Raw genomic sequence first — 12993 nt, 5'->3', positions numbered from 1 at the left:
TTTGAGGCGTTCAGCGAGCTTTCGCGTCGTCAGGTTGTCCATGCCAACCTCGTTCAGCAGCTCCAGCGCCGCTGCGATCACGGTGCCCTTGTCCAGTTTGGTCATTCACGTTCCTTCGCCAACGCTTGACAATTTATCACCGATAAGTTCTATGTCCATGTCCTTATCATTGATAAAGTCGCTCGCATTGAGCGGCGCTGGAGTTTCAGGTGCGCAGCTCTGCCATCATCGCCCTGCTGATCGTCAGTCTCGACGCCATGGGACTCGGCCTCATCATGCCGGTCCTTCCGACGCTTCTGCGCGAGCTTGTGCCGGCGGAGCAGGTCGCTGGTCACTATGGTGCTTTGCTGTCACTCTATGCGTTGATGCAGGTCATCTTCGCGCCCGTGCTTGGACAATTTTCAGATGCTTACGGTCGGCGTCCGGTGCTTCTGGCTTCCCTTGCGGGGGCCGCAGTCGATTACACGATTATGGCATCAGCGCCGGTCTTATGGGTGCTCTATATCGGCCGGCTCGTCTCCGGCATCACGGGCGCAACCGGAGCTGTAGCTGCCTCAACCATTGCGGATTCGACGGGGGAAGGTTCTCGCGCACGCTGGTTCGGCTACATGGGGGCCTGTTATGGGGCAGGCATGATTGCCGGGCCAGCACTTGGTGGTATGCTCGGTGGTATTTCTGCCCATACTCCGTTTATCGCCGCTGCCCTTCTCAACGGCTTCGCGTTCCTGCTTGCCTGCATTTTTCTCAAGGAGACTCATCGCAGCCATGGCGGGACCGGAAAGCCGGTTCGCATCAAACCATTCGTTCTGTTCCGGCTGGATGATACATTGCGCGGGCTAGCTGCGCTTTTCGCAGTTTTCTTCATTATTCAACTGATCGGCCAGGTCCCTGCGGCCCTATGGGTCATATATGGCGAGGATCGTTTTCAGTGGAACACCACGACCGTTGGCTTGTCGCTCGCGGCGTTTGGAGCAACACACGCGATTTTTCAGGCGTTTGTTACCGGCCCTCTTTCAAGCCGGCTTGGAGAACGGCGCACGCTACTGTTTGGCATGGCTGCGGATGCGACTGGCTTCATTCTTCTGGCTTTTGCCACGCAGGGATGGATGGTGTTCCCGATTTTGTTGCTGCTTGCCGCCGGAGGTGTTGGCATGCCGGCCTTGCAGGCAATGCTCTCAAACAATGTCAGCAGTAACAAGCAAGGAGCTTTACAGGGAACGCTTACAAGCCTCACCAATCTAAGCTCTATCGCAGGACCGCTTGGCTTCACGGCACTCTATTCTGCCACCATAGGAGCATGGAACGGTTGGGTTTGGATTGTCGGCGCGATTCTCTATTTAATATGTCTGCCAATACTACGCAGACCTTTCGCAACTTCATTGTGATTGAGTCATGGCGAATTGGTATGCGTAGACTTACGAGGAATGACGGATTAAATCCGTTGAGCCATCATCTCCTCTCGGGGCGAGTGCCGATGATGACCTTAGTACACACTCTCGCTGTCGCCGAATATCTCAACTTCCGTCACGCCGCCAATGCGCTCGGCGTTGCACAGTCCAGCGTCAGCGCCCGCGTGAAGGCACTGGAAGAAGACCTCGGCATCCTCTTGTTCGAGCGTCATGCACGCGGCGTTCGGCTGACCGAGGCCGGACGCCATTTCGTCGAGCGGATAGCCGTAGGTATTGACCAACTCGACCATGCGGTGAAAACCGCCGGCATGGCGGCAGCCGGAGAAAGCGGCCGGCTTCGTATCGGTATCCATGCCCTGATTCCGCATAGCTTCCTCGCAAAGCTGATCGGCCAATACCGCAAGGATCACCCCGATGTTGAAGTCGAGATCGCCGAAGGCCCGGCCCGTGAAGCGGTGGTGCAGCTTCGCGCCGGCAGGTTGGACGTGGCGTTCGTCGCGGGCACGCCCCAACCACCCGACTGCCATTCCCGTCGCACATGGACCGAACCGCTCTTGGCGGTGCTACCGGAACGGCATCCGCTCGCCAAGCGGTCAGCCGTCACATGGCCCGATCTGGCAGGCGAGACGTTCCTTGTCCGGCATGGCGGCACTGGACCGCAGGTTCATAGCCATATCATGCTACGCCATGCCGAGCGCTGGCCTGCGCCGTCGATCCTGCGCTTCGACGTGGGGCGTGGCACCCTTTTGTCCTTGGTCGGTCAGGGCTTCGGCATCACCATCGTCGGCGCGGCCACGGCGCTGTTGCCGTCAACCGGCATTGTCTTCTTGCCCTTCGCCGACGAGCCGGAGCCGGTCGCCTTCTCGGCTGTCTGGTCGCCGTCCAACCGCAGCGCGGCGCTTCGTAACCTGCTCAGTCTCGCCAACGACATGGGCCGGCAGGTCTGCACGAATTCAGTACTGCCACGGATAGCGAGGGCGTGAGCCGAAGTGGTCGCGGAAGCACCGTCCGGGACTGTTATTGCCATCGCCGGAAAGCGACACTTGCATTAACGCCGCCAAAGCCGAATCCGTTGGAAATGGCATGTTCCATGAGAACAGGCCGTGCAGATTGGCGAACCAGATCGATACCTACGGCAATAGGATCGGGGCTCTCCAAATTTCTCGTTGGGGGAGCGATTTGATCCCGCAAGGCGAGTATCGTGAAGATCGCCTCAATGCCGCCAGCGGCACCGAGTAAGTGCCCCGTCGCTGACTTCGTGGCGCTTACAGCTACATCATGATCGCCAAAAACGGATTTTATCGCGGCTATTTCTCCTCGATCCCCTACGGGGGTGGAGGTTGAATGAGCGTTCAGATGTTGAACATCGTTGGGCTTCAAACCGGCACTTTGTAGCGCGATTTTCATTGCACGGGCCGCGCCTCGACCGTCCTCTGGACCGGCAGTCACATGGTGTGCATCAGCGCTTGTGCCGTATCCTACCAATTCGGCTATGGGTTTGGCACCCCGAGCAAGGGCATGTTCCAATTCTTCTATGACGATCAGACCCGCCCCTTCGGACATTACGAAACCATCGCGCTCGGTGTCGAACGGCCTTGACGCCATTTCAGGTGTAGTATTGTAGCCGGTAGATAGTGCTCGCGCGGCAGCAAATGCCCCGAGACTAACCTTGTCAATGCACGCTTCTGCTCCACCGCACAGAGCGATATCGGCTTCGTTGGAGCGTATCAGCCGCGCGGCGTCTCCGATGGCCTGAACGCTCGCAGCGCAGGCGGTTACAGGCGTGCCAATTGGGCCTGTAAATCCATGCCTGATGGTAACGTGTCCTGCTGCAAGGTTGGCAAGAAACGACGGCACGGTAAACGGTGAGAGCCTCCGTGCTCCCCGTGTATCCGTTATGCGAACTGCCGAAGCGATAGCAGGAAACCCGCCTATACCAGAGGCGATAATTGTCGCCGTGCGCTCACGTTCGTAGTCGCTCGTGGGATGCCATCCTGCCGTTTCAAGAGCCTCCTTCGCGGCCGCAAGTGCAAACAGAATGAAGCGATCCATTTTTCGTTGATCCTTTGTGTCAACGATTAAATCTGGATCAAAACCGGCTTCGGAATCTTCAATCAGGCTGGGAACGATTCCCCCGATTTTCACCGGTAGATCATTGGAGATTTCATCAGGCAAATTCCTGATTCCCGATTTCCCGTCGAGGAGTCTTTTCCAGCTTATTTCAGTGCCAGAACCAAGGGGGCCAACTAAACCCATGCCGGTTACAACAATTCGGCGCATTGGATTATTCCGTTTCTTTTTCTGAGCTTATTCGCTTCATGCGATTTATGACGCGCATCGTTTCCTCTGTTGCGGCGGGGCCTGCCAGAAGAACGGTGTTTTCGGGAGTGATTGCTTCTCCTGTATTCGCGTCGATGATAACGGCGGTCCTCTCCTGTCCGGTTTTCTTGTCACCAAGGCGCATGGCTATTTCATTGGGCGCAAGGTTCCGGTTCCCCCATGCGAACAGGGCGATTGCTACCGGATAGAAATCTCGCCCCTTGTCGGTAAGGACGTATTCAAATCGAGGCGGATGATCATTGTATCGTTGCCTTTCAAACAGTCCTTCCGCCGTGAGATGCTTCAATCGCCTCGCCAAAATGTTCGCGGAAATACCGAGATTCTTCTCGAATTCATCGAATTTGCTAAGCCCTTGGAAGGCGTCTCGCAGGATCAGGATGCTCCACCAGTCACCGACGCTTTCCAGCGCTCGGGCTGCGGGACACTCGAATGACAGAAAGCTTGTTCGTTGCATGACACATCCATAATGGTGTAACTTCCATCATGCAAGTCACTTATGCGCAGTAGGCAACATAGTAGGAGGGGTAATCCAATGCGTCATTCTAAGGGAGCCAAGCACCTGCGTCTGCTACGGCGTGGAACAAAGCACTGTAGTGGCATTTGAGCGATGCGGCGGCGATCAGCACCGATGGATGGTTGCCCATGGGGTATGCCGACCACGCTCGGATCGCGTATCCCCCTCGCATCGCTGATCCAGACACTCGCCGTCGCCGAATATCTGAACTTCCGCCACGCCGCCAATGCGCTCGGCGTGGCGCAATCCAGCGTCAGCGCCCGCGTGAAGGCGCTGGAAGAAGACCTTGGTATCCTTCTGTTCGAGCGTCACGCGCGCGGCGTCCGACTGACCGAGGCCGGACACCACTTCGTCGAGCGGATAGCGGCCGGCGTCGATCAACTGGACCATGCAGTGAAGACCGCCGGCATGGCGGCGGCGGGAGAAAGCGGCCGGCTTCGTATCGGTATCCATGCCCTGATCCCGCACAGCTTCCTCGCAAAGCTGATCGGCCAATACCGCGAGGACCATCCCGGCGTTGAAGTCGAGATGACGGAAGGGACAGCTCGCGAAGCGGTGATGCAGCTTCGCGCCGACCGGCTGGACGTGGTGTTTGTCGCGGGCACGCCCGAGCTGCCAGACTGCCACACCCACCCGATCTGGACCGAACAGTTGGTTGCCGTGCTGCCGGATGGGCATCCACTCGCCGGGCAGTCGGCCGTCACATGGGCCGATCTGGCAGGCGAGACGTTTCTTGTCCGGCATGGCGGCACAGGTCCGCAGGTTCATAGCCATATCGTGCAGCGCCATGCCGGGCGCTGGCCCGCGCCGTCAATCCTGCGCTTCGACGTGGGGCGTGGCGCGCTGCTGTCCATGGTCGGACAGGGCTTCGGCATCACCATCGTCGGAGCAGCTACGGCGCTGCTGCCCACGTCCGGCATCGTCTTCCTGCCTTTCGCCGATGAGCCAGAGCCAGTTGCGTTCACCGCCGTCTGGTCGCCGTTCAATCGCAGCGCCACCCTGAAAAACCTGCTCAACCTTGCAAACAATATGAGGCGTTGCGGCGATTCGCCCGGCCAGTTGCGCAGCGGCGATCACCCGGCCGGATGGCGGTGAACGCAACCCGTCCTATTTGCCGCCGATAGTATCCGGTAGCCCTCCCGCACCCCCTTTCCTGTTGCCTGTCCGGTTTTGCCTACTCTCTGATCGGCTCCGTTTCTTTTGCCGACTGGAGCCTGCATTGCGCGGAGGCCGAATCCTTTGGGGTCAAATCGCTGTCGTCTTCACCATCGTTCTGGTGATGGTGTGGGCAGCGACGCAATGGACGGCGTTCCGCCTCCGCTTCCAGCTCCAGCTTGGCAATCCGTGGTTCGAGCTGGCGGGCTGGCCGGTCTATTATCCGCCGGCCTTCTTCTGGTGGTGGTTTTCGTTTGACGCCTATGCGCCCGCAATCTTCGTCGAAGGTGCCATCATCACGGCGTCCGGCGGTTTCATCGCCATCGCCGCCGCCATCCTCATGTCGATCATCCGGGCACGGGAGGCGCGCAACGTCGCCACCTATGGTTCGGCGCGATGGGCGGAGGATCGCGAAATCCGCGCCGCCGGTCTGCTCGGCCCCGATGGCGTGGTGCTCGGCAGATACGACCGGCACTATCTGCGCCATGACGGGCCGGAGCATGTGTTGTGCTTCGCCCCGACTCGCAGCGGCAAAGGTGTCGGGCTGGTGGTACCGACGCTGCTGACATGGCCGGGAAGCTGCATTGTCCACGACATCAAGGGCGAGAACTGGACTCTGACGGCCGGCTTTCGCGCCCAGCATGGCCGCGTCCTGCTGTTCGATCCCACGAACGCCAGATCGTCCGCCTACAATCCGCTGCTCGAAGTGCGGCAGGGGGAATGGGAAGTCCGCGACGTGCAGAACATCGCGGATATTCTGGTCGATCCCGAAGGCAGTCTCGACAAGCGCAACCATTGGGAAAAGACCAGCCATTCGCTGCTGGTCGGCGCGATCCTGCATGTTCTCTATGCGGAGAAGGACAAGACCTTGGCGGGCGTCGCCAACTTCCTGTCCGATCCCCGCCGTCCGGTCGAGGCGACCTTGCGCGCCATGATGGATACGCCGCATCTCGGCGAGGCGGGCGTTCATCCCGTCATCGCGTCGTCGGCCCGCGAGCTGTTGAACAAATCCGAGAACGAACGGTCGGGCGTGCTCTCCACCGCCATGTCGTTTCTCGGCCTCTACCGCGATCCCGTGGTGGCGCGGGTGACGGCGCGATGCGACTGGCGCATTGCCGATCTGGTCGGCAGCCGCCAGCCCGTCACGCTCTACCTTGTCGTGCCGCCGTCCGACATAAACCGCACAAAGCCGCTTATCCGCCTGATCCTCAACCAGATCGGCAGGCGGTTGACCGAGGAATTGACCACCTCCGGCAAGCGCCATCGGCTGCTATTGATGCTGGACGAGTTTCCGGCGCTCGGCCGGCTCGATTTCTTTGAATCGGCGCTCGCGTTCATGGCGGGCTACGGAATCAAAGGCTTCCTGATCGCGCAGAGCCTCAACCAGATCGAGCGCGCCTATGGCCCGAACAACGCGATCCTCGACAACTGCCACGTCCGCGTCAGCTTCGCCACGAACGACGAAAGGACGGCGAAGCGTGTTTCAGACGCATTAGGCACGGCGACCGAGCTGCGCGACTCCACCAACTACGCAGGGCACCGCCTAGCCCCGTGGTTAGGTCACTTGATGGTGTCCCGGCAGGAGACCGCCCGGCCGCTGCTCACGCCGGGCGAAATCATGCAGCTTCCGCCCACCGATGAAATCGTCATGGTCGCGGGCACGCCGCCGATCCGCGCGACCAAGGCCCGATACTACGAGGACGCACGGTTTCAGGAACGCATCCTGACCCCGCCCGATCTGGTCGCCGCTCCGCTGGCGCCCAGCCCATCCGCCGATGATTGGTCCGGCCGCGTCGTCGCGGCGGAAAGCCATTCCGCGCCGGCCGCCGCAGACGGGGCCGAGGGCGATCCGGCCAATGCCGGCATCCGCCGCGAGCCGGAATTGCCAAGCCAAGAGGAAATCGGCGCCCCGCCGCCGTCGCCCGAACAGGAGTTCGAGTTTCTGGACGACGAGCCGGACGTTGACGCGGCCAAGGCCCGCGCCATGCGCCAGCGCATGAGGATGGTGGCGCGACAGGTGGCGATGAACCCCGATGACGGAATCGACCTTTGAGGACACGCCGATGGCAACCAGAACCCGCCTGAATATCTATTTCGACCCCGCGCTCATTCCGCAGATCGAGGCGATGGCGCTGCGCCGCTCGGTGGCGCTGCGCCGCAACGTCTCGAAATCCGCCATCGTGGAGGCGGCGGTCATGTCCTACCTGTCCGGCGATGCCGACGACCAGCTTGAAGCCGCCATGTCTCGCCGCTTGGATAAACTCGGCCGCCAGATCGACACGCTCGACCTAGATCTCGCCGTCCTCGGCGAGACGGTCGCGCAGTTCATCCATTTCTGGATGACCATCACGCCGCCGCTTACGGGAGCCGCACAATCCGCTGCCGGCGCGAAAGGCGCGGAGCGGTTCGAGGGCTTCATGCAGAATCTCGGCCGGCGTCTGGCGACCGGCGACAGGTTCCTCAAAGAGCTGTCGCGCGACCTCGACTCACTTCCCGACGATCCGTTGCCGGACGAATCCGAGAGCAACGGCGATCAAGAGTAAGTATTCGGACCCGTCCTATTTACCGCCGATGGCCGCCGATTGCCGCCGCCGCTTAGATACTTGTTGAACCGGCCCAATTCCGGGCTTTCTTAATCGACCCCGTTGCGGGGACCGTGTGTTGCGCCCTCGCCAGAAGCCGGGGCTGACATGACCACCAACCACCACAGACAGGAAGCTATCCAGCGCGGCGCGCGCATGTTGCGCACCGCGCTCGGCCCCGCCATTGCCCGGTTGCTCGAAGACCCGGCCGTGGTCGAGGTGATGTTGAACCCGGATGGCCGCCTTTGGGTGGATCGGCTGTCCGAAGGGCTTTCCGACACGGGCGAACGGCTGTCTGCCGCCGATGGCGAACGCATCGTTCGGCTGGTCGCGCATCATGTCGGCGCGGAGGTTCATGCCCGCAGCCCGCGCATCTCGGCCGAGCTGCCGGAGTCTGGCGAAAGATTCGAGGGCCTGCTGCCGCCCGTGGTCGCCGCCCCGACCTTCGCCATCCGCAAGCCCGCCGTCGCCGTGTTCAGCCTCGACGACTATGTGGCGGCGGGGATCATGTCCACCGATCAGGCCGCGACGTTACGCGCGGCCGTTTCCTCCCGCGCAAACATCCTCGTGGCGGGCGGCACCAGCACCGGCAAGACCACGCTGACCAATGCGCTGCTCGCCGAGGTGGCGAAGACGGCGGATCGCGTCGTCATCATCGAGGATACGCGCGAGCTGCAATGCGCCGCGCCCAATCTAGTGGCGATGCGGACGAAAGACGGCGTGGCGACGCTTTCCGATCTGGTGCGTTCCTCGCTGCGCCTGCGCCCCGACCGCATCCCCATCGGCGAGGTGCGCGGATCGGAAGCCCTCGACCTCCTGAAAGCGTGGGGAACGGGACACCCCGGCGGCATCGGCACCATCCATGCAGGCACCGGCATCGGTGCGCTCCGTCGCCTTGAACAGCTCATCCAAGAGGCTGTCGTCACCGTCCCGCGCGCCCTGATCGCCGAGACAATCGACCTTGTTGCTGTCCTTTCCGGGCGCGGTTCCGCGCGCCGGCTTGCCGAGCTTGCCCGCGTCGAAGGGCTGGGGCCGGACGGCGACTACCGCATCACGCATCCCATCCCTTTGGCAATCCCCACCAGCACAGGAGAATCTTCATGATCCGCACGATTTCGCGCGGCTATCGCTTCGCCGCGACCGCCGCATCCACCCTTGCTATCAGCTTCATGCTCGCCCCGGCCGCCCATGCGTCGGGATCGTCGATGCCGTGGGAGCAACCGCTTCAGCAAATCCTTCAGTCCATTGAGGGACCCGTCGCAAAAATTATCGCGGTGATAATTATCATTGCCACCGGCCTGACCCTCGCGTTCGGGGACACCAGCGGCGGCTTTCGCCGTCTGATCCAGATCGTGTTCGGCCTGTCGATTGCTTTCGCCGCGTCGAGCTTCTTCCTGTCGTTCTTCTCGTTCGGCGGCGGGGCGCTCGTTTGATGGCCGTCGCGTTCGAGCAACTGGACGCCGTGCCGGGCTTCACGGTCCCGGTTCACCGGGCGCTGACCGAACATATCCTGCTCGGCGGCGCTCCGCGCGCCGTCGCCATCATGAACGGAACGCTGGCCGGAGCCGTGGGCCTCGGCCTGCGCCTCTGGCTGGTCGGCATCGCCATCTGGGCAATCGGCCACTTCGCGGCCGTATGGGCGGCAAAGCGCGATCCCCTCTTTGTCGAGGTCGGGCGGCGGCATCTCCGCATCCCCGGTCATTTGGCGGTTTGAGGGTGCAGCCATGATGAACCTTTCCGAATTCCGCCGCACCGCCGCGCGCCTCTCTGATTATCTGCCATGGGCCGCGCTGGTCGGTCAGGGCGTTGTGCTCAACAAGGACGGCAGTTTCCAGAGGACGGCGAAGTTTCGCGGTCCCGATCTGGATTCCGCCGTCGCGGCCGAGCTAGTCGCCGTCGCCGGCCGCATCAACAATGCCGTGCGCCGCCTCGGCTCCGGCTGGAGCATCTTCGTCGAGGCGCAGCGCAGCGAAGCCGCCACCTATCCCGACAGCACCTTTCCCGATCCCGCGTCGGCGCTGGTCGATGCCGAGCGCAAAGCCGGTTTCGAGGAAGCGGGCGCGCATTTCGTGTCCGGCTACTTCCTCACCTTCCTCTGGCTGCCCCCGGCCGAGGAAGCCGCCCGCGCCGAGACATGGCTTTACGAGGGCCGCGAGAAAGCAGGCGTGGACCCGTGGGAACTGCTGCGCGGCTTCATCGACCGCACCGACCGCGTGCTGGCCTTGCTCGACGGCTTCATGCCCGAGTGCCGTTGGATGGATGACGGCGCGACGCTGACCTATCTCCATTCCACCATCTCGACCAACCGCCATCGCGTGCGCGTGCCCGAGGTGCCCATGCACCTCGACGCGCTGCTCGCCGACCAGCCGTTGACCGGCGGACTGGAGCCGCGCCTTGGCGACGCGCATCTGCGCGTCCTGACCATCGTGGGATTACCGACCGCGACGACGCCGGGCCTGCTCGACGAAATGAACCGGCTGCCGTTCCCCTACAGGTGGAGCACGCGCGCGATCCTGCTCGACAAGACCGATGCGACCCGGCTGCTGACCCGCATCCGCCGCCAATGGTTCGCCAAGCGCAAGAGCGTCGCCGCGATCTTGAAAGAGGTGATGACGAACGAGGCGTCCGCCCTTGTGGACACCGACGCCGCCAACAAGGCGCTCGACGCCGACATGGCGTTGCAGGAGCTTGGGGCGGACGTGGCGGGCATGGCCTACGTCACGGCCACCGTCACCGTTTGGGATGCCGACCCGCGCGTGGCGCAAGAGAAGCTGCGCCTGGTCGAGAAGATCGTTCAGGGACGCGACTTCACCGCCATGCCCGAGAGCGTCAACGCGGTTGACGCATGGCTCGGCAGCCTGCCCGGACATGCCTACGCGAATGTCCGCCAGCCGCCCATCAGCACTTTGAATCTCGCCCACATGATCCCGCTTTCAGCGGTGTGGGCGGGGCCGGAACGGGACGAGCATTTCGGTGCACCCCCTTTGCTCTTTGGAAAGACTGAAGGCTCAACCCCGTTCCGGCTAAGTCTCCATGTCGGCGACGTAGGCCATACCCTTGTCGTTGGCCCGACCGGCGCGGGCAAATCCGTGCTGCTGGCGCTCATGGCCTTGCAGTTCCGGCGCTATGCGGGATCGCAGGTTTTCGCCTTCGACTTCGGCGGCAGCATCCGCGCCGCCGCGCTCGCCATGGGCGGGGATTGGCACGATTTGGGCGGTGGTCTCACGGAAGGAGATGAGGCGTCCGTTTCGCTCCAGCCACTTGCCCGCATCCACGACACCTATGAACGCGCATGGGCGGCGGACTGGATTGCGGCCATCCTCATGCGCGAGGGGCTGGCGATCACGCCCGAGGTCAAGGAACACCTTTGGACGGCGCTGACTTCGCTCGCTTCCGCGCCCGTCGAGGAACGGACCATCACCGGCCTTGCGGTGCTGTTGCAATCCAACGATCTGAAACAGGCGCTCCGTCCGTTCTGCGTCGGCGGTGCCTATGGCCGGCTGCTCGACGCCGAGACAGAGCATTTGGGATCGGCGGACGTGCAAGCGTTCGAGATCGAGGGCCTTGTCGGGACCGGCGCGGCCCCTGCCGTGCTTGCTTATCTGTTCCATCGTATCGGCGACCGGCTCGATGGCCGCCCCACGCTGCTCATCATAGATGAAGGCTGGCTTGCGCTGGACGACGAGGGTTTCGCCGGCCAGCTCCGTGAGTGGCTGAAAACGCTGCGCAAGAAGAACGCCAGCGTCATCTTCGCCACGCAAAGCCTGTCCGACATCGACGGCAGCAACATCGCGCCCGCGATTATCGAGAGCTGCCCGACGCGACTCTTGCTGCCGAACGAGCGCGCCATCGAGCCGCAGATCACGGCCATCTATCGCCGCTTCGGCCTCAATGACAGGCAGATCGAAATCCTCGCACGGGCGACGCCCAAGCGGGATTATTACTGCCAGTCACGGCGCGGCAATCGCCTGTTCGAGCTTGGCCTGTCAGAAGTCGGCCTCGCCCTCTGCGCCGCATCCGCCAAATCCGACCAGACCCTCATTGCGCAGATCGTCACTGAGGCCGGCCGCGACGGCTTCCTCGCCGCATGGCTGCGACATCGCGGCGTCGATTGGGCGGCCGACCTGATCCCGAACCTCACCAATCTTGCCGACCGGCCGGAATCCGCCGCGCCGGCCCCGCTCGATAGCCACCCCACACAGGAGATTCTTCCATGACCTATCCCAAGATCGTTGGGGCCTCGGCCCTCGCGCTGGCGCTCGCCATGCCCGTCGCGCTTTCGCCCATGCTGGCAAGCCCGGCCCATGCACAATTCGGCTTCGGCCGGATCGTCTATGACCCGACCAACTATGCGCAAAACCTGCTTACCGCCGCGCGCACGCTGGAGCAGATCAACAACCAGATTCAGAGCCTCCAGAACGAGGCGCAGATGCTCATCAATCAGGCCCGCAATCTGGCGAGCCTGCCATATTCCTCGCTCCAGCAGCTCCAGCAGAGCGTCCAGCGCACGCAGCAGCTTCTCGGGCAGGCACAGAACATCGCCTTCGAGGTCGGCCAGATCGACCAAGCATTCCAGAAGCAATATGGCAATGTCTCGCTTTCGGCGACCGACGCCCAGCTTGTCGCCGATGCGCGCAGCCGGTGGGAGAACACGGTCGGCAGCTTGCAGGACGCCATGCGCGTGCAGGCGGGAGCGGTCGGCAATATCGACAGCAACCGCGCCGAAATGGCCGCGCTGGTCGGCCAGAGCCAAGGCGCGACCGGCGCGCTGCAAGCCACGCAGGCCGGCAACCAGCTTCTCGCCCTCCAGTCGCAGCAGCTTTCCGACCTGATCGCGGTCATCTCGGCCAATGGCCGGGCCGACGCGCTGACCGAGGCCGAGCGCGCGACCGCTGCTGAACAGGGCCGCATCCAGCGCGAGCGGTTCCTGACACCCGGCACCGGCTACCTGCCGGGCAATGCGCAGATGTTCAACGGCAACAACTGACCGGGA

The 12993-nt window shown here is 62.6% G+C and carries 13 protein-coding genes; 10 read left to right on the top strand and 3 right to left on the bottom strand.

What is annotated here, in order from left to right:
* Positions 1-105 (bottom strand): TetR family transcriptional regulator (locus P7F60_RS18685; RefSeq protein ID WP_277919489.1); only part of this gene is annotated, 105 nt, incomplete at its 3' end.
* A 104-nt stretch (positions 106-209) separates the two neighbouring features.
* On the opposite strand from P7F60_RS18685, the gene tet(G) reads away from it, so the two are divergent.
* On the top strand, positions 210-1385 hold the full coding sequence (gene tet(G) / locus P7F60_RS18680; RefSeq protein ID WP_208632936.1) for a tetracycline efflux MFS transporter Tet(G): 1176 nt from the start codon (positions 210-212) through the stop codon (positions 1383-1385).
* An 89-nt stretch (positions 1386-1474) separates the two neighbouring features.
* A complete protein-coding gene (locus P7F60_RS18675; protein ID WP_226949218.1) occupies positions 1475-2392 on the top strand; it encodes a LysR family transcriptional regulator in 918 nt (305 codons plus the stop codon).
* A gap of 34 nt (positions 2393-2426) precedes the next feature.
* Here P7F60_RS18675 and fabF read toward each other — a convergent pair whose 3' ends face one another.
* Both fabF and P7F60_RS18665 read right to left on the bottom strand, forming a co-directional pair.
* A complete protein-coding gene (gene fabF / locus P7F60_RS18670; RefSeq protein ID WP_081650885.1) occupies positions 2427-3689 on the bottom strand; it encodes a beta-ketoacyl-ACP synthase II in 1263 nt (420 codons plus the stop codon).
* A gap of 4 nt (positions 3690-3693) precedes the next feature.
* Positions 3694-4203 (bottom strand): helix-turn-helix domain-containing protein, encoded by a 510-nt coding sequence (locus P7F60_RS18665; RefSeq protein WP_042061242.1) that lies wholly within the window; start codon positions 4201-4203, stop codon positions 3694-3696.
* A gap of 195 nt (positions 4204-4398) precedes the next feature.
* Here P7F60_RS18665 and P7F60_RS18660 point away from each other — a divergent pair, with 195 nt between their 5' ends.
* The 8 genes from P7F60_RS18660 to trbJ all read left to right on the top strand — a co-directional run bounded on the left by P7F60_RS18660 (position 4399) and on the right by trbJ (position 12987).
* The gene (locus P7F60_RS18660) at positions 4399-5358 is read left to right on the top strand and encodes a LysR family transcriptional regulator (RefSeq protein WP_277919230.1); all 960 of its coding nucleotides are present in this window, start codon (positions 4399-4401) and stop codon (positions 5356-5358) included.
* A gap of 124 nt (positions 5359-5482) precedes the next feature.
* Positions 5483-7471 carry a conjugal transfer protein TraG gene (locus P7F60_RS18655; RefSeq protein ID WP_277919229.1) on the top strand — a complete coding sequence of 663 codons (1989 nt, stop codon included), beginning with the start codon at positions 5483-5485 and terminating at the stop codon, positions 7469-7471.
* A gap of 10 nt (positions 7472-7481) precedes the next feature.
* Positions 7482-7961, top strand: a complete 480-nt coding sequence (locus tag P7F60_RS18650; RefSeq protein ID WP_277919228.1) for a CopG family transcriptional regulator — start codon at positions 7482-7484, stop codon at positions 7959-7961.
* 147 nt (positions 7962-8108) lie between these two features.
* Complete coding sequence (trbB, locus tag P7F60_RS18645) at positions 8109-9104, top strand: P-type conjugative transfer ATPase TrbB (RefSeq protein ID WP_277919227.1); 996 nt, start codon at positions 8109-8111, stop codon at positions 9102-9104.
* The gene (locus P7F60_RS18640; protein WP_024353498.1) at positions 9101-9433 is read left to right on the top strand and encodes a TrbC/VirB2 family protein; all 333 of its coding nucleotides are present in this window, start codon (positions 9101-9103) and stop codon (positions 9431-9433) included. Before trbB ends, P7F60_RS18640 begins: the two co-directional genes overlap by 4 nt.
* Positions 9433-9714 (top strand): VirB3 family type IV secretion system protein, encoded by a 282-nt coding sequence (locus P7F60_RS18635; protein ID WP_277919226.1) that lies wholly within the window; start codon positions 9433-9435, stop codon positions 9712-9714. Before P7F60_RS18640 ends, P7F60_RS18635 begins: the two co-directional genes overlap by 1 nt.
* Positions 9715-9724: 10 nt before the next feature.
* Positions 9725-12217: a conjugal transfer protein TrbE gene (gene trbE / locus P7F60_RS18630; RefSeq protein WP_277919225.1), complete on the top strand. Its 2493-nt coding sequence runs from the start codon at positions 9725-9727 to the stop codon at positions 12215-12217.
* The gene (trbJ, locus tag P7F60_RS18625) at positions 12214-12987 is read left to right on the top strand and encodes a P-type conjugative transfer protein TrbJ (RefSeq protein WP_277919224.1); all 774 of its coding nucleotides are present in this window, start codon (positions 12214-12216) and stop codon (positions 12985-12987) included. The genes trbE and trbJ overlap by 4 nt, the downstream gene beginning before the upstream one ends.
* Positions 12988-12993 lie beyond the last annotated feature (6 nt).

Source organism: Rhizobium sp. YJ-22 (assembly GCF_029601685.1).
Lineage (GTDB): Bacteria > Pseudomonadota > Alphaproteobacteria > Rhizobiales > Rhizobiaceae > Metarhizobium.
This window is presented reverse-complemented; position numbering and strand designations above follow the sequence as displayed.